Origin of the sequence: Spiractinospora alimapuensis, assembly GCF_018437505.1 — a bacterium.
Lineage (GTDB): Bacteria > Actinomycetota > Actinomycetes > Streptosporangiales > Streptosporangiaceae > Spiractinospora > Spiractinospora alimapuensis.
This window is the reverse complement of record NZ_CP072467.1, coordinates 3,729,842-3,754,515: the sequence shown is the minus strand read 5'-3', so window position 1 is coordinate 3,754,515 and position 24,674 is coordinate 3,729,842. Positions and strand designations below refer to the sequence as shown.

The following is a 24,674-nucleotide window of genomic DNA, read 5'->3' as shown; positions in this document are numbered from 1 at the left end:
AGATGGCGCTGATGCTCCAACGCCTGAGAACCACGATCGCCTCGCTCGCACTCCTGCTGGGGGTGGGAGCCGTCGCGATGGCGCCCACGCCCGCGTTCGGGGACGCCATGCCGTCCGCCGCCGAGGAGGCCTTCACGTTCCAGGATCCGGACATCCGCGAATCCAGCGGGCTGGTGGCCTCGCAGCGGCACGAGGACGTCTACTACACGCACAACGACAGCGGCCCGGCCATGACGCCCGACGTCTACGCGGTGGACTCCGAGGGCGAGACTCTCGCGGTCCTGCGAGTGACCGGCGCGGGGGTTGAGGCGCGGGACTGGGAGTCGGTCGCGATCCGGGAGGGCGAGGACGGGGAACCGGCCATCCTGGTGGGCGACATCGGGGACAACTTCGCCGGCGCGTGGCCGAACGTCCGGATCTACGAGTTTCCCGAACCGTCGGACCTGAGCGACCAGGAGGTCCAGGCGACGACCTACACGCTCTCCTACGAGGACGGGGGGCGTGACGCCGAGGGCATGTTCGTCGACCCACGGGACAACCGGCTCTATGTCGCCAGCAAGGAGGTCTCCGGAGGGCTCTACGCGGCGCCCGAGGAGCTCTCCCCGGAGGGGACCAACACCCTCACCCACGTGGGTCAGGCGCCCGTCTACGCCACGGGCGCCAGCATGGCCCCCGACGGGCAGAGCTACATCATCCGGACCTACTGGAACGCCACCGTCTACGACTCCTCCGACGGAGTCCCCGGCACCGCGATGGGAACGCTGCCCCTCCCACAGCAGGACCAGGGAGAGGGCATCACCCACACGCGCGACGGAACCGCGGTGATGATCAGCTCTGAGGGCGAGCACAGCCCGGTCTGGCGGGTTCCGCTGTCCGAACGCCACGGCGGCCCCGGTGGGGAGTCCGTGGAGCCCGACGAGAGTGACACCGAGGCGGACGACGCGAGCGGCGCGACGGAGGCCCAGCCCCCGCCCGGCGGATCCGCCATGCGCTGGCCGATCCTCGTCGCGGGCGGAACAGCCCTCTTCGCCCTGGGCGCCATCGTCTTCCTCCTCCGCCGCGCCTGACCGGGGGCACGGCGACGGCCCACCGGGCATTCGACATGGCCCACCACCCGAACTCGGACGTCCCGCCGTCCGGTGGTGAACGGATGGCGCGGACCGACCCGTGACGCGGAACGTGCCCGCCGGCCACGTTCCGTCGGTCGGTCGGCGATCGACGTTCCAGACCCCGGCCCCCCGCGCAGGGCCATGCCGCCCGCGAACAGAGGAGCCCGCTCACTGTGTGGCCGGGCTTCGCGGGAGCGACCACCTGTAGCCACCCGCGGCTCGGCTCTCCGCCGACGCGTGTGGGTGAGGGCCCGCGCGACCGCGGGTCGCGAGGAGCCGCGCCCCCCCCGGCCCCGAGCTCGACGAGCATCGCGCCCGGCCCCTCGACCACGTGCGCACGAGAGCGACGGCGCCACGGACTGGGCGCCCGCGCGCGGACGTGGCCGATTCGCCGGCGTCCGACCACCGGGAAACCTCGGGGCCCGTCGCACTGGGGCGTGGGACGGGCCCCGGGGTGTCGAGGTCAGTGCGGCGGGCGGATCAGGCCAGGCGCTCCACGACGTAGTCGATGGACTCGGTGAGGGCCCGCACGTCGGCGGGTTCGACGGCAGGGTACATGCCGATCCGGATCTGGTTGCGGCCGAGCTTGCGGTACGGCTCGGTGTCCACGACGCCGTTGGCAGGGTCGCGGCGACCGCGCTCGCGTCGACCTCGTCGGAGAAGTCGATCGTTCCCACCACCGAGGAGCGGAACCGCGGTTCCTGAACGAACGGTGAGGTGTAAGCGGTCTTCTCCGCCCACGAGTACAGGATCTCCGCCGACTCTCCGGTGCGCTGCACCGCCCAGTCCAGACCGCCCTGCTCGTTCATCCAGCTCAGTTGCGACTCCAACAGCATGAGCGTGGTCAGAGCGGGAGTGTTGTAGGTCTGGTCCTTGCGCGAGTTGTCGATCGCCGTGGACAGCGAGAAGAACTCGGGGATGTACCGGTCGCTCTGCGCGATCTCGGTGGCACGCTCCAGGGCTCGCGGCGACATGACGGCGATCCACAGGCCACCGTCGGAGGCGAAGCACTTTTGCGGCGCGAAGTAGTAGACGTCGGTCTCCGAGATCTGCACACGCAGACCGCCGGCGCCACTGGTGGCGTCCACCAGCACCAACGCGTCGGGGTCCTCGCCGGAGACCCGGTGGATCGACGCGGCGACACCGGTGGAGGTCTCGTTGTGCGTCAGCGCGTAGGCGTCGACACCGGCCTCGGCCACGGGTTCCGGGTGGGTTCCGGGTTCACTGGTGATGATGGTGGGTTCGTCGAGCCACGGCGCGGTCTTCGCGGCCTTGGCGAACTTCGACGAGAACTCACCGAAGGACAGGTGCTGCGACTTCTGGCGGATCAGTCCGTGGGCGGCGATGTCCCAGAACGCCGTCGCACCGCCGTTTCCGAGGACCACTTCGTAGCCACTGGGCAGTGAGAACAGTTGGGCGATCTCTGATCGCACCCGACCCACCAGCGACTTCACCGGCTTCTGACGATGGGAGGTCCCCAGGATTCCGGTGCCGGACTCTGCGAGGGCCCGAAGTTGTTCCGGACGGACTTTGGACGGTCCGCTACCAAAGCGTCCGTCCTTGGGCAGGATGTTCGCGGGAATCTCGATCTCGGTCACTCGGCCAAGCGTACTCCGCCACACTTCGAGCGGGCGGCGATGGGCCGAATCTTCTCTCTCACCAGGTTCTTCGCGCACCACCCCACACAGAATGATGTGAATTGCGACACAGCCAGCGCGCCTGGTGTCGGCGGCAGGCGATATCATTGACCCGCCGGTGGACGTCACCCGCCACCGATTCGGTCGCTCCCGCGGACCGACGTAACCCCGGACCGCGCAGCGCTCCAGCACGACGCGGGAATCCACGCCTGCGCACCGCCGTTATTACCTCACGTCCCGGCTTCAGCCCGGAGGGAGGGGAGCCTTGACCGCACACGGATTGATCGACACCACGGAGATGTACCTCCGGACGATCTTCGAGCTGGAGGAAGAAGGCATCGTCCCGCTGCGCGCACGTATCGCGGAGCGGCTCAAGCAGAGTGGCCCCACGGTAAGCCAGACCGTGGCGCGGATGGAACGCGACGGACTACTGCGTGTGGAGGGCGACCGTCACCTCGCGATGACCGACGAGGGACGGCGGTTGGCGACGCACGTCATGCGCAAGCACCGCCTGGCGGAGCGACTGCTGGTGGACGTGATCGGTCTCCCCTGGGAGGACGTCCACGTCGAGGCCTGTCGCTGGGAGCACGTCATCTCCGAGGCCGTCGAGGAACGACTCGTCCGCCTGTTGAACGCCCCCTCGGCGTGCCCACACGGCAACCCCATCCCCGGCCTGAACGAACTGGGCCTGGACGACTACAAGACCGAACCCTTCTCGGGCGACCACATCGTCCCCATGACCGACGTGGCCAACCGGACCCCCGTGACCGTCACGGTGCGCCGTATCAGCGAGCAGCTCCAGAGCGACGTCGACCTCATGCTCACCCTCTCCGCGTCCGGAGTGCGCCCCGGACAGACCGTCGTGGTGGAGACCAAGGGTGGCGACGTCCGGGTGGGACGCGTCGGTTCCGAGGACGACAGCACTGACCTCGATCGGGACACCGCGACGCACATTTTCGTTGCCAAGCCCTGATCGCGGCCCTGGCCAGCGACGAAGGGATCCCCATCCCGCTGACGAACCGGCGCCCGCCGCTGTCGGCGGGCGCGGACTGAAGGGTTGGCCTGCGGGCATGTCGGCCGTGTTGCTACTCTCGCACTATGGCGGGGCTCGTGTAACTTGCCCAGCCCGCCGAGGTACGGGGCCCACTGCGGCTCGGGACTGCGAGGTGGCGACTGCATGAAGGGGTGGGAAGATCACTCCGGCGGTGGTGCGCTGTCCACCGACACGGTGCTTTCCCGAGCACAGATCGCAACCCTGGTCCTCGACCAGGCGGGGCGGCTGCGCTCGATGAACCGCGCCGCGGAGGATCTCTTCGATCTGTCACCGGACCGCGACGTGGTCGGCACCCTCGCCGACGTCGGGGTACACGCGGCGGATCACGAGCTCGCGCGCGACCTCATCCGCCAGGTGGCGGGTGGGAATCCCTGGGAAGGCACCCTCGCGGTGGTTCGGGGCGACGCGACCTGGATGTACGTCCAGGTTCAGGGTGTCCCGCTGCGCGACCCGTCGGCTCCCGACCGGGTGGACGGGATCCTGGTGCTCGTGCGCCCCGCGTTGGAGAGTGGCCGCACCGAGGAGTCCTACGGCCTGTTGGACCGGATCGGTAGCCGGCTGGCGAACTCGCTGGAGTTCGAGGCGACCCTGAAAGAGGTCGCGGGGATCCTGGTGCCGCAGTTCGCCGATCACTGTTTCATCGACCTCTTCGAGGGCGACCGGCTCATCCGCCGGGTGTCGGTGCACGCGGAGTCGTGGTCGCCGCCGCCGCGCTCGTGGTCGGATGTGGGGGAAGAGGTCTACTACCCCCCCAACCACTTCGCCGCGACCGCCATGCGTAACCAGGAAACGATCCTGGTCCGCGACTTCGACCAGACCGGCGACGAGCCGGGCTCCATCGCCGCCAAGGTGTCCGAACAGGTCGGGGTCACGTCGGGTATCGCGGCCCCGCTGCGCGCCCGGGGGGAGCTGCTGGGAGTCCTCATGCTGGGACTGTCCTCGCTGTCACCGCGCACCCGTACCCGCTACCACGGCTTCGATCGCGACATGGTCGGCGTGATCGCCTCTCGGGTCGCGCTCGCCATCGACAACGCGCGCCTGTTCGAGGAGGAGCGCAGTACGGCACTGGCCTTCCAGAAGGACCTGCTGCCGCATGAGTTCCCGAACTTCGACGGCCTGTCGATCGCGCACCGCTACATACCGGCCCGCCCCCTCGAGGTGCACGGGCACGGCATCCAAACCCAGGTCGGCGGGGACTTCTACGACGTCATCCCGCTCTCCGCGGGCCGGGTGGGCATCGTCGTGGGCGACGTCGAGGGGCGTGGCCCACACGCCGCGGCGGTGATGGGGCAGGTCCGTGCGGCGATCCGCGCGTTCGCGCAGGCCGACCGTGAGCCGGCGGACATCATGCGCGAGCTGGACGAGTGGGTGCGCCAGCTCGGGCGCCCGGGCCCGGAGGGTGAGCGGACGCCGCCTCGGGTGAGCTGTCTCTACCTGGTGTACGACGCGTGGCTGCGGGAGCTGTTCTACGCGAACGCCGGGCACGCCGCTCCGCTGCTGATCGTCGACGGTGAGGTGGACGATCTCGCTCTAGAGGTCTCCGACGCGTTGCTCGGTGGGGTGAAGCCCAAGGGGATCCCCTACGACTCGGCCGCCTACCACCAGGCGCAGCTCACTCTTCCCGCTCGATCGACGCTTCTGCTGTACACCGACGGCCTGTTGGACCGTAAGGGGCACGGTGGCTCGCCGGACCCGACACTGTCGCTCAATCTGCTCCGTGACCGGCTGCGCGACGTTGCCGACGCCGACGTCGAGCGGATCGCCCAGGCCGCGGTGAACGCGATCCCGGGCGAGAGCGACGACGACACCGCGCTGCTCGTCGTCCGCTCCCACCCCTCCGAGCTCGGTCTGCGGGAGAGCTGGTTCGTGGCGGAGGCGGAGACGGTCGGCGATGCGCGGCACATGGCCACGGACACGTTCGACGCCTGGGGCATGGAGAAGGGCCAGGCCGACCTGGCGAGTCTGCTGGTGTCGGAGGTGGTCACCAACGTGGTGCTCCACGCCGCGCCGGCGTCGATCCGCCGGGACTTCTCCGAGGTCGACGGCATCGACTTCGGTGCCGACAGCGGGGACGAGTTCAGCGAGGACTGGTCCGACCTGCTGGAGGGCGGTGCCGCCCCGGCGGGTGAGGACCTCAAGCGAGAGTTCCTGCTGCGGCTCCGCCATGGTGCGGCCTCGGTGTGGGTCGAGGTCTTCGACTACGACTTGCGCCTACCCCGGATCCGGACGGCGACGGCCGACGACGAGGGCGGCCGGGGACTGTACCTGGTGGACCAGTTGGCCAGCCGTTGGGGATCGCGGCCGACTCCCGAGGGCAAGTTCGTGTGGTTCGAGATCCCGATGCGCGAGGAGGCCTGAGCCCCCTCGCGTTCCCGCACCGTCGATCTTGCCGTGAGCGTCGCGACGAACCCCCGTCGTCACGACGACTACAAGATCAACGGAGGTTGGGGGGTCGGGTCAGGCCCATGACACGGCCCAGAACATCAGCACGACGAGGATGAACACGACGACGATGCTCCCGGTCGCCCACGGGATATGGATCCGACGGCGCAGTCGTGACAGGCCGAAGACCAGCAGCAGCACGATCAGGCCGAGAACGATCAAACCGTCGTAGTTGCCGGTCATCGCGTCCTCCAGGGACTGTGCCCTCCGGGGGGAGGGGGGTGTTCTGTGCGCTCCGAGGGGAGGAGGTCACAGGTCGAGCGAACGTCCGATGATCTCCTTCATGATCTCGGTCGTCCCCCCGTAGATGGACTGGATGCGGGCGTCCGCCCACGCTTTCGCTACGGGGTATTCCATCATGTAGCCGTACCCGCCGTGGAGTTGCAGACACCGATCCATCACCTTGTTGGCGAGTTCGGTGGTCCACCACTTGGCCTTGGCGGCGTCGGTGGCGGTGAGCGCACCGGCGTTGTGCTGGGTGATCGCCCGGTCGACGTAGGTGCGGGCGATCTCGACCTCGGTGGTGAGTTCGGCGAGGACGAAACGGGTGTTCTGGAAGCTCCCGATCGAGCGGCCGAAGGCCTGACGGGTCCGGCAGTAGTCGATGGTCTGTTCCAGGATGGCCTCGGCGCCGGCGACCGCGGATACCGCGATGGAGAGGCGTTCCTGCGGGAGGTTCTCCATGAGGTGGATGAACCCCTGCCCCTCCTCGCCGATGAGGTTCGCTCGAGGCACCCGCACGTCGTCGAAGTAGAGCTCCGCGGTGTCCTGGGCCTTGAGCCCCACCTTGTCAAGGTTGCGTCCGCGTTCGAAGCCGGGCATGCCGCGTTCGATGCCCAACAGCGCCATCCCGCGGGCGCCCGTCTCGTTGCCGACGCGGACGGCGGTGATGACGAGGTCGGCGTTGATGCCGTTGCTGATGAACGTCTTCTGGCCGTTGACGACGTAGTGGTCGCCATCCCGGGTGGCCGTGGTCTGGATCCCCTGCAGGTCACTGCCGGCGCCCGGCTCCGTCATCGCCACGGCGGCGATCAACTCCCCCGTGGAGAACGCTGGAAGCCAGCGCTGGCGTTGCTCCTCGGTGGTGAGGTCGGTCAGGTAGGGCGCCATGATGTCGTTCTGCAGCGAGAATCCGAGGCCGCTGGTCCCGGCGCGGGCGAGCTCCTCGGCGACGATCGCGTTGAACCGGAAGTCGCGGGAGCCGCTGCCGCCGTACTCCTCGGGGACGCCCAGGCCGAGGAGACCGATCTCCCCCGCCTTGCTCCACACCTCACGGGGCACGATCCCCTCGTGCTCCCAGGCCTCGTGGAAGGGGATGGCCTCCCGCTGGAGGAACTTGACCACCGACTCACGGAACAGGTCGTGTTCCGCCTCGTAGATGTCGCCGCGCATCGGCACTCCCATGTGGTGTGTGTCATGCCTACGCCGACACTTTAACCGAATGAGATTCGGCTAAACCGACACAAACAGCGCGTCTTAGAGTAATTGTCTAACTACGTAAAGTACTGTCGTCCTGATGGAAGCTGAGCGCAGTGCAGGAGACGCCGCCACCGGCGGGAGCGAGTCCCCCCGGGTAGCCCTCATCATGACCGCGCTGGTGCTCTCGGTGCTGCTCGCCGCGCTGGACCAGACGATCGTGGCGACGGCGTTGCCGATCATCGTGTCCGACCTCGGCGGACTCAACCACATCTCCTGGGTGATCACGGCGTACCTGCTGGCCGTCACCGTGAGCACACCGCTGTGGGGGAAGTTCGGCGACCTCTACGGGCGCAAGGGCATCTTCATCGCCTCGATCGTGATCTTCCTGGTCGGATCGGTCCTGTCCGGCCAGTCGCAGGACATGCTGAGCCTGATCCTGTTCCGCGCGCTCCAGGGTGTGGGCGGCGGGGGGCTCATGGTCCTGGCCCAGGCCATCGTCGGCGACGTCGTGTCGCCCCGGGAGCGCGGGCGCTACCAGGGGTTCATCGGCGCCGCGTTCGGTGTCGCCAGCGTCGCTGGACCGCTGCTGGGCGGGCTCTTCGTCGACCACCTCTCATGGCGGTGGGTCTTCTACATCAACCTGCCCATCGGGGCGATCGCCCTCGCGATGGTGGTCGCCGTTCTGCCCTCCTCCTCGCGCCGCGTGCAGCACAAGATCGACTACCTGGGGACGTTGCTGCTGTCCGGAGCCGCGGTCTGTGTCACGTTGACGGCGTCGTGGGGTGGCGCGACCTACGCCTGGACCTCGCCGGTCATCATCGGGCTCATCGCGGGCGCGGTCGTCTTCGGGTTCCTGTGGTGGGTCAGTGCCCGCCGCGCCGAGGAGCCCGTCCTCCCCCTACGACTGTTCCGCGGCTCGGTGATCCGCACCGGGATGGGCATCACGTTCTGCCTCGGTTTCGCGATGATGGGCTCGCTCGCCTTCCTCCCCCTGTTCCTCCAGATCGTGCACGGCTACTCCCCCACCGCGTCCGGGCTCGCGCTCACGCCCATGGTGGTGGGGATGCTGTCCATGTCCATCCTCAGCGGGCTCCTGGTGACCTGGACGGGGCGCTACAAGCCATACCCCATCGCGGGGACGGCGATCGTGACCGTGGCGATGTTGCTGATGACCCAGCTCAACGTGGGCACCAGCTACTTGGTGATGGGGTCGACGTTCCTGCTGCTCGGTATCGGGCTGGGCCTGGTGATGCAGGTGGTGGTGACCGCCGTGCAGAACGCCGCGTCCTACTCCGACCTCGGAACGGCCACGTCGGCGGTCACGTTCTCCCGCTCGATCGGCGGCGCCTTCGGGACATCGGTGTTCGGCGGGGTTTTCGCCTCCCAGCTCGCCAAGAACATCCAGGAACGTCTCGGGACCGCTCCGCTGCCGGCGGGAGTGTCCGCCGAATCGCTGCAACACGACCCGTCCCAGGTGGAACACCTCCCCGCGCAGGCCCACGGCGACTTCATCGTGGCCTACGCCGACGCGGTGGACTCAGTGTTCCTCTCGGCCGTGCCCGTGGCCGCGGCGGGGTTCGTGCTGGCGCTGCTCCTGCGGCAGGTGCACCTGCGCACGACCATCTCCACCCCGGACCTGGACGAGTCCGTGGCGCCGGTGTGGACGGAGCGGGCGGCCCTGGACCGCGTGGAACGGCTCGCCTACCACCACGCGGGCAAGGAGGGGACCCGGCGCATGTACGAACGCCTGGCGGAGGCGGCGGGGGTCACGCTGTCGCCGGCGGCGTGTTGGGCGTTGACGCAGCTCGCGGTGTCCGGCCCGCTCACCCTGGACCAACTCGTGGCGCGGGCACCGGACTCGGCCGAGCGCCTGCCGGCGGTACGCGACGAACTCTCCTCGGCGTCGATGCTCACGGGGGACTCACCCGCGTGGGCGTTGAACGTCCGAGGCCGCGACACGGCGCGGCGCCTCCTCTCCGCCCAACGCTCGGCTCTGGAGCGCGCGCTGGCCGACTACTCGCCCCAGGACCATCCCGAGCTCGTGGCCCTGCTGCAGGAGATCGCGCAGGAGAATCTCGGCGGCCCCACGGACTCCACGTTCTTCACCGACCGCTCCTAGACGACCCTGGGCCCTTGCTTCAGACCACAAACCGAATATGGTTCGGTTAGACGGCAGTGGGATTCTGAGCACACGGACAGGTCGGCCGGGAGGCAGTCATGGCTGAGGCGTACATCGTTGGAGCGGTCCGCACGCCCGTGGGAACGCGGAAGGGGAAGCTGGCGGACGCCCATCCCGCGGATCTCGGGGCGCACGTCCTTCGTGCCCTGATGGAACGGACCGACGTGGACCCCGTCGCGGTCGAGGACGTCATCATGGGGTGCGTCAGCCAGGCGGGACCGCAGGCCCTGGACGTCGCCCGCACGGCGTGGCTCTCCGCCGGCCTTCCCGAGACCACACCCGGCGTCACCATCGACCGCCAGTGTGGCTCCTCGCAGCAGGCGTTGCACTTCGCGGCCCAGGGCGTCATGTCGGGCACCCAGGACCTGGTCGTCGCCAGCGGGGTCGAGAACATGGCGATGGTTCCCATGGGCGCCAACGTCCAGTTCTCCCTGGACAACGGACTGCCCATCTACGGCACCGGCTGGACCGACCGCTACGGCGAGCAGGAGATCTCGCAGTTCCGCGGGGCACAGCTCATCGCGGAGAAGTGGGGGCTCAGCCGGGAGCAGATGGAGGAGTACTCCCTACGTAGCCACCACCGCGCCGCGGCCGCGATCGCCGAGGGCCGGTTCGCCGACCAGATCGCCCCGATCAACGGCGTCGACACCGACGAGGGGGTCCGCCCCGACACCACCCTGGAGAAGATGGCCGGGCTCGCCCCACTGCGCGAGGGGTGGTCCCTCACCGCGGCCGTCGCCAGTCAGGTCTCCGTGGGCGCCGCGGCGCTGCTGATCGCCTCCGAACGTGCCGTCGAGGAACACGGCCTCACCCCGCTGGCGCGCATCGTGCAGCTCACGGTCACCGGAGACGACCCCGTCCTCATGCTGACCGGCCCCATCCCGGCCACCCGCACGGCCCTACGCAAGGCACAACTGGGCATCGACGAGATCGACTCCTTCGAGATCAACGAGGCCTTCGCCTGTGTCCCGCTCGCCTGGGCCCAGGAGACGGGCGCCAACCTGGACGCCACCAACCCCAACGGCGGAGCCATCGCCCTCGGCCACCCCCTGGGCGCGACCGGCGCGATCCTCATGACGAAACTCGTCCACGAACTCCACCGCTCCGGCGGCCGCTACGGTCTCCAATCCATGTGCGAGGGCGGCGGCCAGGCCAACACCACCATCGTGGAGCGCGTGTAACCCACCCTCCCCTCCCGCCATCAGGGTTTCTCCACCCTCATCAGGAATTGCGCACATCCACCAGGTGGATGTGCGCATTCACCTGCTCTGGCGGGGCGATTCGCACACACCCGCGAATCCCGGCCCCTACGCGTCGTGGCGGACCTGGTCGAGGCCGAGCCAGTCGGCCATCTGGCGGAGTTCCGCGGTCAGCTCCGTGCTGGTCTCCGCCGGGGCGTCGGGTTCGAGGGTGGTCCGGCGGACGAGTAGGGCGCCGTTCTTGCGGTCGGCCTTGAGGTCGACGCGGGCGACGAGCTGATCGCCGAACAGGAACGGGAGAACGTAGTAGCCGTGGACCCGTTTGGGGGCAGGAGTGTAGATCTCCAGGCGGTAGCGCATGCCGAAGAGGGACTCGGTGCGTTCGCGTTGCCAGACGAGGGAGTCGAACGGGCTGAGGAGCGCGCGTGCGGAGGCGTTGCGAGGGATTCTGGCCTCGGGGTGCAGGTAGGCCGGACTGTCCCAGCCCTCCACGCGGACCGGAAGGAGTTCCCCCGCGTCGACGAGGTCCTGGAGCGCGGGGCGGGCCTCGCGGACTCCCAGGCGGAAGTAGTCCCGGAGGCAGAGCTCGGTACCGATCCCGTGGGCGCGCGCGGCGATTCGCATGAGATCACGGCGGGCGTCGTCGGGGTCCGGGTCGGGGGCCCCGTGGACCTCCGACGGGAGGACCTGCTCCAAGGTCGCGTAGCGGCGTTCGAACTGTGCGGTTCGGCCGTCGGTGGTGATCGCTCCGGACCAGAACAGGTACTCCAGCGCCACCTTGGTGTCGCTCCAGTTCCAGCCCCAGTGCTCCTTGTCCCGGGCGTGGTCCTCCTCCAGAGCGGCGGCGACCATGCGCGCCGTCGCGGGGCCGATGCGTTCCACCTCGGCCTGGACCGTCTTCACGAACTCGGGCCGCTCCCGACTGATACGCCGGATCCCACCCCAGGCCTCCTCGTCGGCGCGGGCCATCCGCCAGCGGAGCAGTCGGTGCGTGTCCGGGGGGATGAGGCTCGCCTCGTGCGCCCAGTACTCTACCAGGTGTCGGTCACGGCTGCCGGTCGCCCGGTCCAGCAACGCCGGGTCGTAGGGGCCCAGGCGCGAGTAAAGCGGAAGGTACTGGCTGCGGGTCACCACGTTCACGCTGTCGATCTGGATCACACCGACCCGGTCCACGACCCGGCGGACGTGGCGCAGGGTGGCGGCGCCACTCGGTCGGGGGTCCAGGAACCCTTGGGCGGCGAGCGCGACGCGCCGCGCCTGTGCTGCGGACAGGTCCGTACGACGTCCGGCGGAGGAGGGGGCAGATCGCGACATGCCCACACGCTATCTCCGATGTGCGACAGGTACCGATGCGGTCAGGGAACGACGATGGGAGGCGCGGCGGAGTGCGCCGTCGCCTCTGGTCCGTGTGCCGACGTCACACGGATCGCGCGGTTGGTCGCCGCGCCGGTCAGTCCGCGCGCACCGAGAGCGTCGCGTCGTCGGGTTCGTCGCTCAGGTCCTGTAGCTCGCCGTTGGTGTACACCTCCACCGCTCCTGGATCGCTGATGTGCACCTCCATGCTTGGGTGGTCGTAGCTCACGTACTGACCGTGACCGAGCGTGGTGTCGGTCAGTACCTGCCCACCCGACTCGCGTACCAGCACGTCGCTGGAGTCGCCGACGACCCGCAGGTAAAGCGTCGTGTCGCCCGGGTCGGGATCAGAGCTCGACATCTCTGCCGCGTCGTCCAGGACCGCGCTGTTGCTGGAAGGTATGGACTGCCACAGGAAAAAGCCGCCCAAGGCCACGAGCGTGACCAATAGCAATACCGCGCCAGCGATTGCCAGCACCTGGCCTGTGCCACGAGGATCGTTCCGATGTCGCCCCACGCAGCAGAATCTAGCGTGGATCAGGCCAACAATCGATGCCTCTGATGTCAAAAAAGTCCCGTTCTTCCCACCATCACCGTAGTTTTCCGTCCAATCCGTAACGGAGAGTGCGGGAAATCCCGCACTGGGGTCGACCCTGGCATAATGGTCTAGACCTCTTAGTGGGGTGCCACGGCGGCCGTGTTCGTCCTGGACCCACTACGGTGAGAGGTGTCCAATCTGGCCATCCGCGCCCCGGTTCACCAGGGAGTATCACCATGCCTATCGCGACCCACGAGGTTTATGCGGAAATGCTCAGCCGCGCGAAGTCCCAGGGCTTCGCCTATCCGGCGATCAACGTGACCTCCAGCCAGACGCTGCACGCGGCGCTGCGGGGGTTCGCTGAGGCGGAGAGTGACGGCATCGTCCAGGTGTCGACCGGCGGGGCCGAGTTCCTCTCCGGCGCGACGGTCAAGGACATGGTCACCGGGTCGGTCGCGTTCGCCGAGTACGCGCGCGTGGTGGCGGAGAAGTACTCCGTCAACGTCGCCCTGCACACCGACCACTGCCCGAAGGAGAAGCTGGACGGGTTCGTCCGGCCGCTCGTCGCGATCTCCAAGGAGCGGGTCGCACGCGGTGAGGAGCCGCTGTTCCAGTCGCACATGTGGGACGGGTCCGCGGTCCCGCTGGGCGAGAACCTGGAGATCGCCAAGGAGCTCCTCGCCCAGTGCAAGGATGCCAAGATCATCCTGGAGATCGAGGTCGGCGTCGTCGGTGGTGAGGAGGACGGCATCGTCGGCGAGATCAACGAGAAGCTGTACACCACCCCCGAGGACGCGCTGGCGACCGCCGACGCGCTGGGCCTCGGCGAGAACGGCTACTACATGACCGCTCTCACCTTCGGCAACGTGCACGGCTCCTACAAGCCGGGCTTCGTGAAGCTGCGCCCCGAGGTCCTCAAGGAGGCCCAGGAGGCCGTCGGCGCCAAGTACGGCAAGACCAAGCCCTTCGACTTCGTGTTCCACGGCGGATCCGGCTCCACCGAGGAGGAGATCCGCGCCGCGATCGACTACGGCGTCGTGAAGATGAACGTCGACACCGACACCCAGTACGCCTTCACGCGGCCGATCGTCGACCACGTGATGAAGAACTACGACGGTGTGCTGAAGATCGACGGCGAAATCGGCAGCAAGAAGGCCTACGACCCGCGCGCCTACGGCAAGGCCGCCGAGGCCGGCATGGCCGAGCGCGTGGTGGAGGCCTGCCAGAACCTGCGTTCCGCCGGCACCCGCGTGAAGTGACGCGCCCCCGGGGTCGCCCCAGGGGCGACCCCGGCCCGGGTCCGGTTGTGGCCTGGCATGCTGGGGGCATGAGTCCGATGCACGAGAACCTGCTCGGTGGGCCGCCTCCCACCTACCTGCCGGAGACCCCCGAACCCGCCGCCGCGCTCGCCGCGGCCAGCGACCCCACCGAGGTCGCGGCCAAGTATCCCACGTTCTCCGCGGCCTGGGCGGAGCTCGCCCAGCGGGCCATCGCCGACGGCCAGGTGGTCACGGCCTACGCCTACGCGCGCACCGGTTACCACCGTGGGCTGGACCAACTGCGTCGGTCCGGCTGGAAGGGGCACGGCCCCATCCCGTGGGAGCACGAGCCCAACCGCGGCTTCCTGCGCTGCCTGCACGTGCTCGCGCGCGCGGCCGGCGAGATCGGGGAGACCGACGAGGCCGAACGGTGCACCACGTTCCTCCAGGACAGCAGCGCCGAAGCCGCCGCCGCGCTCAAGGACGCCTAGCGGCCCGGCGCATCCCGCCACGTTCTCGCACCAGCCGGACCGAGGGCGCCGGCTGGTATTCGCTGGTGCCTCGTGGAAGCTGAGGGCTCCCGCGCGTGGGAATCGGCGTTCTCGCGGGGTCCGTGCGGGGAATCCCGGCCCTACCCCCCGGGTGGTATCCGCGAAACCTCGCGCCCCCCTGTCCCGGACGCACGCGATCACCGACGTCCAGCTCGGGGTGATGAGTGCCGCGAGGCCGCAGGACAAACCGGCCACGAACGCCGACGAGTCGGCACGATCCGTGGCCGCACGCGCCGGCCTGAACAGAACGCCGTGTGGAGCACCTGGGATGCCTTCGCGCCGCACCAACAGCCGGGTCGGACATGGGCCCACTCTTCGACCTCCATGCCCCGCACGGTCCACCCGCGCGTGATCCCAACTCCCGCGTCCTGGCTGAACCTGGTCGAGCGGTATCGCCGCGTTCGCCACCAGGTCGTGAATCTTGCACCGCTGTGCCTCTTGGGGGCACTGTTGGGGGTGCCGGGGGCTCACGATCGCCGGGGCGACGGCCGCTCCCTCATCCGAAAGCCCGCAAAAGAACACGACCTAGTCGACTCTGGCGGGGCAGCTCACCAATGCGTCCACTCCCTGGATACGACATCCGTGTCAGGCGACCCAGTGACGACACCCAGTAGCGGAACACGGCTCGCCGCTCCGCCTCACTCCCCCGGCCGGAGGCTGCACGGTGCGCCACTGGTGCCGCGCGTCGTACGGACCCGGACCGAGAGGTCCTGGTGGTGGCGGTGATCCCGCCCTCCGCCGAAAGACCAGGAGATACACGAGCTCCGCGAACAGGGTGGGGACCGCGACGCTGGCGTACGCCAGTGTGATCAGGACGAAGGTCATGCCGCCTGTATCCACCTCCCCTCGCCGTGACACCACCATGGCGGCAGACGGTGAACGACCGGCTGGCCTCGGGCGGGAAGGCTTCCTCGCCGCCGCTATAGCCGATTCAAGGGATGTCCGGTGGGCCGACCACCGGCGGAACCCTCGCCGGAGGGCACCGCCCCTGATTCAACGACCGCACTTGACACCACATCCCCGTACGGTCGCGCATCGACGTCCCTACCGGACCCCGGCTCGCCTTGGGGCCGACTGACCGTACGACAAGCCCCGCCGAGTCCCCGCGAGAGGGCGGGAGTGCGTCACTCCGACGCCTCCGACGACGGGTACACCGCCGTCAGCAGGTCACGGAGGTAGGTGCCGGGGTCGTCCAGCCCGTACGCCTCCAGCGTCGAGCGCGGTTGCGTCACCAGGTAGGTGAGCGCGGTGTTGACCCCGAGGACGACCATCGCCGCGCTGCGCCGCGTCGCGGGGAGACCGGCCTGCCGTTGGGCGTCGAGGTGCGCGTCGAGATCCGCTTCGGTCAGGCGCGCGAGGACCTCCTGGATCGCCGGGCGGCGCGATCCCTCGGCGTGGAGCTCCAGATACGCGACGAGGCGTGACCGGTTGTGGGTCACCGCTCTGTCGACCAGCCGCGTGAGCAGGTCGAGCAACGTGGCCCGATCGCGCACGACCTCGTCCTGCGCCGTGCGCAGCTCCATCCAGTACCGCTCCACACACCGCTCGGCGGTCGTCTCCAGTAGCGCGTCGCGGGTCCCGAAGTAGTTCTTGGTCGTTCCTTGCGGAAGTCCCGCCACTCGGTCCACCGCACGATGGGTCAGCCCGCGGGCACCATCCGCCGCCAGCACTTCGATCGCGGTGTCTCGCAGTCGGTCGCGGCGTTCTCGGTTCTCCACCATCGCGCTCCATTATCCACTCGCCAAACCACCACATTAGTGGTACCACTGATGGGGTAGTCCATTGTGGAGGTGAGGAGAGTGACACGCACGGCCGTCGTCATCGGCGCCGGGATCGGCGGCCTCGCGACCAGTGTCGGTCTGGTGAGGGGCGGATGGGACGTGACGGTCCTCGAGCGCTGGCCCGACGTCGTCACGACCGGGACCGCCCTGGGGATCCACCCGTCTGCACAGGACGCCCTCCGCGCGCTCGGCCTCGGGGATGACCTCCACGCGCGCACGGTGCCGTACCGATCCGCCACGGTCCGCCGCCCCGACGGGCGCCGCGTCTCCCGCCTGCCGCTGGAGCGGATCGAACGCCGGCACGGCGAGCCGGTGCGGATGTTGTCCCGCGGTGCGCTGATGGAGCTCCTCCGGTCCGCGATCCCCACGGCACGGGTGTCGACCGGGGTCACCATCACTGATCCGTCCCAGCTCAGGCGGGACTACGACCTCGTCGTCGGTGCCGACGGCATTCGCAGCACGGTCCGTGGGGCGTTCTTCGACGACGTCGCTCGCGTGCGCTACGCGGGGGTCGTCGCGTGGCGTGGCGTGACCGACGTACGGCCGCCCGAATACGGTGAGACCTGGGGACCTGGACAGATCTTCGGGATCACGCCGCAGGGGCCCGGCACCACCAACTGGTACGCCGCCGTCGCGACGGCGCCCACCAGCACGGAGTCGTTCGCCGATCTCCGCGCGCGGTTCCGCGGGTGGCACGCACCGATCCCACGGATCCTGGCCGAGGCGGACGCCGACGAGGTGTTGTGCCACCCGATCCACGAGCTCGCGCCGCACCTGTCGTCGTTCGTGGTGGGAAACGTGGCACTGGTGGGGGACGCCGCACACGCCATGACCCCGTCGTTGGGCCAGGGAGCCTGCCAGGCGCTCCTGGACTCCGTCGCGCTCACGCGGGCCCTCGCGCGAGAGGATCACGTCCCCCGTGCGCTGGCGCGGTACGACGCCCGACGGCGCGGGCCGGCGCAACGCGTGGTCACCTCGTCGCGGTGGATGACGCGTCTCGCCGGAACGCGGCACGCCGCCGCGCGCGACGCGCTGTTGCGCGTCCTCCCCGGGTGAGCGACCCCCTGTGACCCGGCCGGTGGACGGTGGCCGTCCTCAGGCCCCGGTCGCGTGGGCGAGGGCCTGGTCCACGTCCCGCCAGATGTCCTCGACGTCCTCGATCCCGACGCTGAACCGGATGAGCCCCTCGTCAATGCCGGCGGCGGCGAGTTCCTCACTGGTGAGGTGGCGGTGGGAGACGGTCGCGGGGTGCATGGCGAGTGACTTGACGTCACCGAGGGACGCGGAGAGCGAGACCAGACGCACCGCCTCGATGAACGTCCGGCCGGCCTCGCGGCCTCCGTCCAGTTCGAAGGCGAGGACCCCGCCGTAGCCTCCGTCGAGCAGCTCCGTGGCACGGGCGTGGCTGGGGTGGTCCGGGAGGCCGGGGTAGTGCACGCGGCGTACCCCAGGATGCCGATCCAGGCGCGTGGCGAGCTCCAGGGTGTTGGCGCTGTGCTGCCGCATCCGCACACCGAGGGTCTGCAGCCCCCGGGCGAGGAGCCACGCCGCGAACGGGTCCAGCGCTGAGCCGTACTCGGCGACGCGGGGCCACACCGTGTCGAGCACGCCACGGTCGGCGAACACCGCGACGCCGCCCAGTACGTCGGCGTGTCCCCCGATGTACTTGGTGGCGGAGTGGACCACGATGTCCGCCCCGTGTTCGATCGGGCGGCAGAGCAACGGTGTGGCGAACGTGTTGTCCACGACCGTGTAGGCACCCGCCTCCCGGGCCACCGCGGCTATGCCCTTGAGGTCGTGCACGGCGCCGGTCGGGTTGGCGATGGTCTCCAGGTGCACCAGCCTGGTGTTGGGACGCAGCGCGGCGCGCACGGCGTCGGGCGTGGGGTCGACGTAACTGACCTCCAGGCCCCACCGGGCCGCGAGGTCACTGAGCACGGTCCTGGTGCCGCCGTAGATGGCGTTCTGCGCCACCACGTGGTCCCCCGCGCCCAACAGCCCCAGGACGGTCGAGGTGATCGCGCCCATACCGGAACCGGCGGCCCACGCGGCGGCGCCACCCTCCAGGTCGGCCATGGCCTGCTCGAAGGCCGCCACGGTGGGGTTTCCGTGCCGGCCGTAGACGAAGGGAGCTCCCGGGCCCGCCAACGCGTCGGCGAGCTGGTCGGCCTTGGCGAAGCGATACACCTGGCTCTGGTACAACGGAATCCCGAGCGGCGCGCCGCCAAGGTCCGCCGGTGCCTCGGTGTGGATCGCGCGGGAGCTGGGGGAAAGCTCGGGGGTGGTCGGGTCGAACGCGTCGTTCTGTGCCATGTGCCGCAGTTTCTCCCAGTTCTGATTCCAGGTGTAGGTCCAATACTGCATTATTGGTTCTGTGCCTGAACCAATCTCCCCCGAGGCTCTGTCCGCCCTGCTCGGCCGGTGGGCGAATGGGCGTGGACCGCTGTATCTGCTGCTCGCCACGCGTCTTCGTGCCTTGATCGACGAGGGCACCCTCCCCTCGGACACCCCGCTGCCTCCGGAACGTCGGCTGGCGACGCTGCTGGCAGTGGGGCGAGGCACGGTCGTGGCCTGTTTCGACCGACTGCGTGAGGATGGTTACGTTCTGCGTCGACAGGGCAGCGGAACGCGTGTGGCGCCTCGGAGCCAGCCGGTCGCCCACACCGTGGGCAACGCTCCCAACACCCCCCAGTTCCTCAGCATGTTCCAGGAGAACACGACCGACGCGGTGCTGCTCGCTTGTGTCGCCCCGGACGCTCCACCACGCGAGCTCCAGGACGCCTACGCCCAAGCCGCGGACCAGTTGACCACCGTGCACGGCGACATCGGGGTCCACCCCGCCGGCCATCCGGCGCTGCGCCAGGCCGTGGCGGAGCGCTACACCCACCGCGGACTCCCCACCACCCCCGACCAGATCCTGGTCACCAACGGCGCGCAGCAGGCGCTCGACCTCCTGGTCCGCGGGTATGTCAGCGCCGGGGACACGGTGCTGTGCGAGAACCCCACCTATCCGGGCGCGCTCGCCCTCTTCGGTGCGGCCTCGGCGGTCGTACGCACGGTGCCCGTGGGCGGGGAAGGTGTGGACGTCACGCGTCTGTTGGACCGGTTCGCCGGCTCCCGCCCGGTGCTCGCCTACCTGATCCCCACGTTCCACAACCCGACGGGGACGGTCATCCCGCCCGCGCGGCGGCGACGAATCGCGGCGGCGGCGCGCCAGTACGACGTGATGCTGGTCGAGGACGAGACCATGGTCGACCTTCCCTTCGACGACCCCGCTCCGCCCCCGCTCGCCTCCTACCCCGGCGGGGAACAGGTGGTGACGGTGGGATCCCTGAGCAAGTCGGTGTGGGGCGGGCTTCGGATCGGCTGGGTGCGGGCCGACGCGGAGGTGATCTCCCAACTCCTCCGCCTCCGCACACTGGCGGGAATGAGCGGGGAGTTCTGCTCCCAACTGGCGGCGGCAAGCCTGTTCCCCGTCCTGGACGACCTCGCCCACCGCCGGGCGACCGCGCTGCGCCATCGGTTCGAACACCTGGTCAACGAATTCGCCGAACACCTTCCCACCTGGCAGTGGGTTCGTCCGCAGGGGGGACAGAGTATGTGGGTCCGCCTCCCCGAGGGAGAGGCCGGTGCCTACACGCAGATCGCGGCCCGGCACGGGGTGGTGCTCCTCCCCGGCGACGCCCTCACCCCAGGGGGCGGCACCTCCCCCTGGGTGCGGATCCCCTTCTCCGGCGACCGGGACACGCTGAGCACCGCGGTCCGACGGATGCGCGCGGCCTGGGTTGACTACGCCGCGCGCCGACCGCTGCGCGCGAGCACTCTCGACCAGATGGTCATGTGAGGCCCGAGCCGGGCTGGGGTCACAGGACGACGATCGCCGTCACGATCAGTCCCCCCGCCAGAATGAGTGCCCCGACGAACGAGAAGAGCACGAACAGGGGGCGCGGGCGGTCTCCGGCGAGAGCCATCCGGTAGGGGTCCTCCGGCAGGTACCGCACGGTGACGTTCTCCCCACGCTGTGGACGGCCGAGGACGCGGCCACGCTCGGACGGCACGTCGACGGTGTGCCCGGTGGGGAGCTGGAACCGCACCACCGGGTGGTACAGCGTGATGCCCTCCCGGGTGGACGACGTCGACTCGCCGACGATCGTTCCGGTGGCGGCCGTCCCGCGCCGGCGTGTGTTCACCACCCGCGCCACCCCGTGGCCACCGATCCCGAGAAAGGCGCTGCCCAGGATCAGCGGCACCCCGGCGGCGATCCACGGCCCCAGCTCGTCGTCGGGGACGACGGCGAATACGGTGGCGATGACGAACAGCAACACCCCGATCGCGACGAACAGCCGTAGGAGGCCACGTCCGTGCCCGTCGATCGCGACCTCCTGGGGGGAGGCCAGGTCATAGTGCACGGTGACGACGCGCCCCGGGGTGAAGCTCGTGGCGGTCGTACTGACCCGGGACCGCGCACGGACCGTCCGCCCCTCCGCCGTGGTGAACTCGACGATCGGCGCCTGCGTCAGGCTCCGGTCCCCGGTCCCGACCGACCAGGGGAACCGCGTGGGCCGGCCGGGATCCGCGGACCGGTTCTCGACGTGGATGCCCCCGGGATCTCCCGCACCGTAGTGGACGTCGTGCGCGACGATCACCGCATAGGTCGAGACACCCCCGACACGAAGCTCGCGCTCCCGCCACAACCGGTACCCACCAAAGCCGACGAACACCGTCCCGAGCAGCAGGTGCACCGCGTAGAACTGCCACGGCATGGCGTGTCTCCCCGTCTCTCGGCTCCGGCCCAGCGTACGAAAAACCCGCGAGCGCGAACAGAACGGGTGAACATCGGCCGGCCGCAGGTGTTGGACAAGCCCGATCGGGCCCCCACATGCGGCGGCGTCCTCGGCGGGAGGACCAGCACACGAGCGAAATCCATCGCGACCGGAGAACGCAGTACGCGCGGGCTCGGTCCACAGTGGAGGGCGCCGGTCGGGCACCGACTGGTTCCTCGCCCCAGACGTCCCGGCTGGGCGGGACGGGAACCGGTCGAGGAACTTCAGCCGGACGCGGGCGGTGTCCACTTCGGGTCGCGACCGCTGAGGCCCAGCACTCGGTCGAACAACGGGGCGTCCTGGGGGACCGGGACCACGGGGCCGAACAGGCCTTCGCGTGCGGCGGGATCGTCGGGTGGGACTGCGGAGACGAAGGCGTAGCACGCCTCGGCGTCGTCCTGGGGGCACACGTACTCCTGCCCGGTGGCGCGGGCGAGGTCCCACCCGTGCAGGACCAGCTCGTCGAGGGCGATCATCCCGACCTCCTCGCCAGGCGCCGCCACGCCGCCGACCGCGGTTTCTCCCTCCCACGCGGTGGGATCCGACCAGGCCTCGACCAGAGCGCCGAGCCGGTGGTCAAGCCGCGTCCGCCAGTCCGACGGCAGGTTCTCCGCCTTCGGAACCGGGGGCGGGCCGTCCGCCGCTGTCGTCTCCTTCTCGGCGGCGAGCCGAAAGGCCCACGCGAGCGTCAGGACGTGGTCCAGCAGGTCGCCCACCCGCATCTCCGCACACGGTGTCGGTGCGGCCAGCTCGTCGTCGGGAACGCCAGCGGCCAGGTTCCGCATTCGCCGTGCGGCCGGCTCGATATCGATCATACGTACGACGATAGCGGGTGAGGGCGACGCAAGATCTCGTGGCACGCGTGAACGTCACACTCCGAGCACCCGTCGCCCGGAACTCCCCTGCTCGGAGGCCCGTTGAATGAGACATATCAGGGCTGAACACTGAACCTTCATCGAGGAGATCCATGACCAACGGGGTAACACTGGTCCGCAACGACGACCTCACCGACGCGGTGGACTACGCCTACGCGGCGGTGGCGTCCATGCCCGCTCGGGCCGTGTGGACGGCGGGGGCCTGTCCACTGGACGACGCGGGCAACACCGTCGCGGTCGGCGACTACGCCGGCCAGGCGGAGCGGGTGATGCGCAACCTGGCGACGGCGCTCGAGGGCGCCGGGGCGAACCTGCAGAACGTCGTGAAGACGACCGTCTACGTGGCGTCCTCCCGCCAGGACGATCTGGTGGCCGCCTGGAACGTGGTGCGGGCGCACATGGGTGACCACGACGCGCCGAGCACCTTGCTGGGCGTCGCGTGCCTCGGCTACGACGACCAGTTGGTGGAGGTCGAAGCGGTCGCGGTCACGCACTGACCGCCGCCCCCCGGGGGGGACCTGGCATCCACCGATCCCGGAGCTTCGGTGCCGGCGTCAGAGGTCGAACCCGGGTGTCAGGGGAGCTCGTCCGGCGGGCGGGTCGGCGGGTCGACGTCCCTGCTACTCCGGTTCCCCCGCGCGGGCGTCGTGGACGAGGAGGGCGACCTGGACGCGATTGTTGAGGTCGAGTTTGGTGAGGATGTTGGACACGTGGGTCTTCACCGTGGGAACCCCGAGGTAGAGGTCCGCGGCGATCTCGGCGTTGGACTTTCCGGATCCGACCGCGTCGGCCACCGCCCGTTCCCGTTCGTTCAGGACCGCCAGCCGGTCCTGGGCCTGGCGGCGGCGCCGGTCCTGGTCTGACTCGGCGACGCGGTTCATCAGGCGTCGGGTCACGGAGGGGGAGAGGACCGGATCGCCGTGGGCGACGCGGTGGATGGCGGCGACGATCTCCGGCGGTGAGGTGTCCTTCAGGACGAACCCGGCGGCTCCGGCCCGCAGCGCCCCCAGGACGTGGGAGTCGGCGTCGAAGGTGGTCAGCACGATCACCTCGGGCGCGGACTGGCGGGATCGGAGCCGTCGCGTGGCGGCGAGCCCGTCCATGCCGGGCATGCGGATGTCCATCAGCACGACGTCGGGGGCGGTGCGGCGGACCTCGTTCTCGACTTCGGTGCCGTCGGCGGCCTCGCCCACCACGCGGATTCCCTCCGCGCCGTCGAGCATCATGCGTAGGCCGGTTCGCAGCAGGGGGTCGTCGTCGACGATGAGCACGCTCACCTGGTCGGTATCGGTCACGCGGGCCACGGTAGCCAGGCGTGGAGTCGGAAGCCACCCTCCTGGTCAGGTCCGTGTTCGAGGTGTCCGTCCAGCAGGGTGACGCGTTCGGTGAGACCGAGCAGCCCCTGTCCGGTCGTGTCGGGGGGCTCGGAGGGGCGTTCGGGCGGGGTGTTGGTGACGTCCACGGTCAGTCCGGTCCTGGCGGAGCCGGAGAGCCGCACGTCCGCGCCCGCTCCGGGTGCGTGCTTGCGTACGTTGGTGAGCCCCTCCTGCACCACCCGGTAGGCGGCTCGCACGGCGTCGTCCGGTGGGGTTCCCTCCACGGCGCGCACGAACTCAACGGGGGTTCCGGCCGCGCGGGTCTCGGTGACGAGCCGGGCGAGGTCCTCTTCGGTCGGGGCGGGCAGTTCACCGACCGGGGCGCGGAGGACGCCGACGACGGTGCGCAAGTCCTGGAGTGCGGCGTGGGCGCTGTCCCGGATCACGCGGGCCGCGTGGGAGACGTCGTCCCGCGAGGCGTCCGGCCGGTACTCGAGCGCGCCCGCGTGCACACTGAGCAGGGAGAGCCGGTGCCCCAGAACGTCGTGGATCTCACGGGCGACCTGCTCCCGGGCGCTGCGCTGTGCCTGTTCGGCCCGGAGCCGCGCCTCGGTCTCGGCCCGCTCGGCCCGATCTCGCAGGGACGCCATCAGCTCGGTCCTGCGTCGCGCGAAGAAACCCCAGCCCACGGCGGCGATCGTGGTGGTCGCGGAGAAGACCAACACCCAGGCGACATCGGTGGTGACGTCGGAGAAGCCCAGCACGAGGCCGGCCCGAAGGAGGAGGAAGGCACCGGCGAGAGTCAACGTCGCCCGGGTGGATCGGTGCGCGGCGACGGTGAACAGGGCGATGATCAACGCGCCCTGTCCGAGGTCGGCGACGGCCGCCAACGGGACCAGCACGGCCGCGACTCCGACGGGCCAACGGCGACGCCACCACAGCGCCAGACAGGCCAGGAGAGCGAGCACGAGGTTGCGTTGGAGGACGCCCACGTTCACGGTCGCGTCGTCCACCAGGATGACCAGCCACACGGACATGTATCCCAGAGCGAGCACGAACGCGCCGGTGTCGGTGAGCCGGGCGCGGACGTCTCGGCGTCGGGCCCAGGACTCGATGGTGCTCATGGTGGGAAACTACCG

General features: G+C 69.7%; 21 protein-coding genes and 1 pseudogene. 10 read left to right on the top strand and 12 right to left on the bottom strand.

What is annotated here, in order from left to right; translation table 11 throughout:
* Positions 1-2 precede the first annotated feature (2 nt).
* Entirely contained in the window at positions 3-1,067 is a 1,065-nt protein-coding gene (locus J4H86_RS17435; protein ID WP_236538844.1) for a hypothetical protein, read from the top strand.
* Positions 1,068-1,589: 522 nt separating this feature from the next.
* Here J4H86_RS17435 and J4H86_RS27670 read toward each other — a convergent pair.
* Both J4H86_RS27670 and serC read right to left on the bottom strand, forming a co-directional pair.
* Positions 1,590-1,718, bottom strand: a complete 129-nt coding sequence (locus tag J4H86_RS27670) for a hypothetical protein (RefSeq protein WP_394356542.1) — start codon at positions 1,716-1,718, stop codon at positions 1,590-1,592.
* Positions 1,715-2,854, bottom strand: a pseudogene (gene serC, locus J4H86_RS17430) (phosphoserine transaminase); the annotation flags it as partial. The gene J4H86_RS27670 and the pseudogene serC, both read right to left, overlap by 4 nt.
* 157 nt (positions 2,855-3,011) lie before the next feature.
* Here serC and J4H86_RS17425 point away from each other — a divergent pair.
* Positions 3,012-3,719 carry a metal-dependent transcriptional regulator gene (locus J4H86_RS17425; RefSeq protein WP_269134478.1) on the top strand — a complete coding sequence of 236 codons (708 nt, stop codon included), beginning with the start codon at positions 3,012-3,014 and terminating at the stop codon, positions 3,717-3,719.
* A gap of 204 nt (positions 3,720-3,923) precedes the next feature.
* Complete coding sequence (locus tag J4H86_RS17420; protein ID WP_236538843.1) at positions 3,924-6,158, top strand: ATP-binding SpoIIE family protein phosphatase; 2,235 nt, start codon at positions 3,924-3,926, stop codon at positions 6,156-6,158.
* Positions 6,159-6,257: 99 nt separating this feature from the next.
* Here the strand turns inward: J4H86_RS17420 and J4H86_RS17415 are convergent, their stop codons facing one another.
* Both J4H86_RS17415 and J4H86_RS17410 read right to left on the bottom strand, forming a co-directional pair.
* Positions 6,258-6,425 carry a hypothetical protein gene (locus J4H86_RS17415; protein ID WP_236538842.1) on the bottom strand — a complete coding sequence of 56 codons (168 nt, stop codon included), beginning with the start codon at positions 6,423-6,425 and terminating at the stop codon, positions 6,258-6,260.
* 66 nt (positions 6,426-6,491) lie between these two features.
* Complete coding sequence (locus J4H86_RS17410; RefSeq protein WP_236544072.1) at positions 6,492-7,634, bottom strand: acyl-CoA dehydrogenase family protein; 1,143 nt, start codon at positions 7,632-7,634, stop codon at positions 6,492-6,494.
* A gap of 124 nt (positions 7,635-7,758) precedes the next feature.
* Here J4H86_RS17410 and J4H86_RS17405 point away from each other — a divergent pair, with 124 nt between their 5' ends.
* Both J4H86_RS17405 and J4H86_RS17400 read left to right on the top strand, forming a co-directional pair.
* Positions 7,759-9,780, top strand: a complete 2,022-nt coding sequence (locus J4H86_RS17405; RefSeq protein ID WP_236538841.1) for an MDR family MFS transporter — start codon at positions 7,759-7,761, stop codon at positions 9,778-9,780.
* A 98-nt stretch (positions 9,781-9,878) separates the two neighbouring features.
* Positions 9,879-11,021, top strand: coding sequence for an acetyl-CoA C-acetyltransferase (locus J4H86_RS17400; protein ID WP_236538840.1), 1,143 nt, complete (start codon positions 9,879-9,881; stop codon positions 11,019-11,021).
* Between the two features lie 126 nt (positions 11,022-11,147).
* Here the strand turns inward: J4H86_RS17400 and J4H86_RS17395 are convergent, their stop codons facing one another.
* Together J4H86_RS17395 and J4H86_RS17390 are read right to left on the bottom strand one after the other, a co-directional pair.
* Complete coding sequence (locus tag J4H86_RS17395; RefSeq protein ID WP_236538839.1) at positions 11,148-12,353, bottom strand: winged helix-turn-helix domain-containing protein; 1,206 nt, start codon at positions 12,351-12,353, stop codon at positions 11,148-11,150.
* Positions 12,354-12,489: 136 nt separating this feature from the next.
* Entirely contained in the window at positions 12,490-12,828 is a 339-nt protein-coding gene (locus tag J4H86_RS17390) for a DUF4115 domain-containing protein (RefSeq protein ID WP_330932535.1), read from the bottom strand.
* Positions 12,829-13,166: 338 nt separating this feature from the next.
* On the opposite strand from J4H86_RS17390, the gene fbaA reads away from it, so the two are divergent.
* Together fbaA and J4H86_RS17380 are read left to right on the top strand one after the other, a co-directional pair.
* The gene (gene fbaA / locus J4H86_RS17385) at positions 13,167-14,189 is read left to right on the top strand and encodes a class II fructose-bisphosphate aldolase (RefSeq protein ID WP_236538837.1); all 1,023 of its coding nucleotides are present in this window, start codon (positions 13,167-13,169) and stop codon (positions 14,187-14,189) included.
* Between the two features lie 68 nt (positions 14,190-14,257).
* Positions 14,258-14,680, top strand: coding sequence for a DUF3151 domain-containing protein (locus J4H86_RS17380; protein WP_236538836.1), 423 nt, complete (start codon positions 14,258-14,260; stop codon positions 14,678-14,680).
* Between the two features lie 1,184 nt (positions 14,681-15,864).
* On the opposite strand, the gene J4H86_RS17375 is transcribed toward J4H86_RS17380, so the two are convergent.
* Positions 15,865-16,461 (bottom strand): TetR/AcrR family transcriptional regulator, encoded by a 597-nt coding sequence (locus J4H86_RS17375; protein WP_236538835.1) that lies wholly within the window; start codon positions 16,459-16,461, stop codon positions 15,865-15,867.
* Positions 16,462-16,539: 78 nt separating this feature from the next.
* Between J4H86_RS17375 and J4H86_RS17370 the strand changes: the two genes are divergently transcribed.
* A complete protein-coding gene (locus tag J4H86_RS17370; protein WP_236538834.1) occupies positions 16,540-17,577 on the top strand; it encodes an FAD-dependent monooxygenase in 1,038 nt (345 codons plus the stop codon).
* Positions 17,578-17,616: 39 nt separating this feature from the next.
* Here the strand turns inward: J4H86_RS17370 and J4H86_RS17365 are convergent, their stop codons facing one another.
* The gene (locus J4H86_RS17365) at positions 17,617-18,885 is read right to left on the bottom strand and encodes a trans-sulfuration enzyme family protein (protein WP_236538833.1); all 1,269 of its coding nucleotides are present in this window, start codon (positions 18,883-18,885) and stop codon (positions 17,617-17,619) included.
* A gap of 10 nt (positions 18,886-18,895) precedes the next feature.
* On the opposite strand from J4H86_RS17365, the gene J4H86_RS17360 reads away from it, so the two are divergent.
* Positions 18,896-20,365: an aminotransferase-like domain-containing protein gene (locus J4H86_RS17360; RefSeq protein WP_236538831.1), complete on the top strand. Its 1,470-nt coding sequence runs from the start codon at positions 18,896-18,898 to the stop codon at positions 20,363-20,365.
* A gap of 19 nt (positions 20,366-20,384) precedes the next feature.
* Here J4H86_RS17360 and J4H86_RS17355 read toward each other — a convergent pair whose 3' ends face one another.
* A complete protein-coding gene (locus tag J4H86_RS17355; protein WP_236538828.1) occupies positions 20,385-21,284 on the bottom strand; it encodes a DUF3592 domain-containing protein in 900 nt (299 codons plus the stop codon).
* A 284-nt stretch (positions 21,285-21,568) separates the two neighbouring features.
* The gene (locus J4H86_RS17350) at positions 21,569-22,159 is read right to left on the bottom strand and encodes a TIGR03086 family metal-binding protein (RefSeq protein ID WP_236538827.1); all 591 of its coding nucleotides are present in this window, start codon (positions 22,157-22,159) and stop codon (positions 21,569-21,571) included.
* Between the two features lie 152 nt (positions 22,160-22,311).
* Here J4H86_RS17350 and J4H86_RS17345 point away from each other — a divergent pair, with 152 nt between their 5' ends.
* Positions 22,312-22,716, top strand: a complete 405-nt coding sequence (locus tag J4H86_RS17345) for a RidA family protein (protein ID WP_236538825.1) — start codon at positions 22,312-22,314, stop codon at positions 22,714-22,716.
* Positions 22,717-22,839: 123 nt separating this feature from the next.
* Here the strand turns inward: J4H86_RS17345 and J4H86_RS17340 are convergent, their stop codons facing one another.
* Both J4H86_RS17340 and J4H86_RS17335 read right to left on the bottom strand, forming a co-directional pair.
* Complete coding sequence (locus J4H86_RS17340; RefSeq protein WP_236538823.1) at positions 22,840-23,523, bottom strand: response regulator transcription factor; 684 nt, start codon at positions 23,521-23,523, stop codon at positions 22,840-22,842.
* Positions 23,511-24,659 carry a sensor histidine kinase gene (locus J4H86_RS17335; protein ID WP_236538822.1) on the bottom strand — a complete coding sequence of 383 codons (1,149 nt, stop codon included), beginning with the start codon at positions 24,657-24,659 and terminating at the stop codon, positions 23,511-23,513. Before J4H86_RS17335 ends, J4H86_RS17340 begins: the two co-directional genes overlap by 13 nt.
* Between the last annotated feature and the right edge of the window lie 15 nt (positions 24,660-24,674).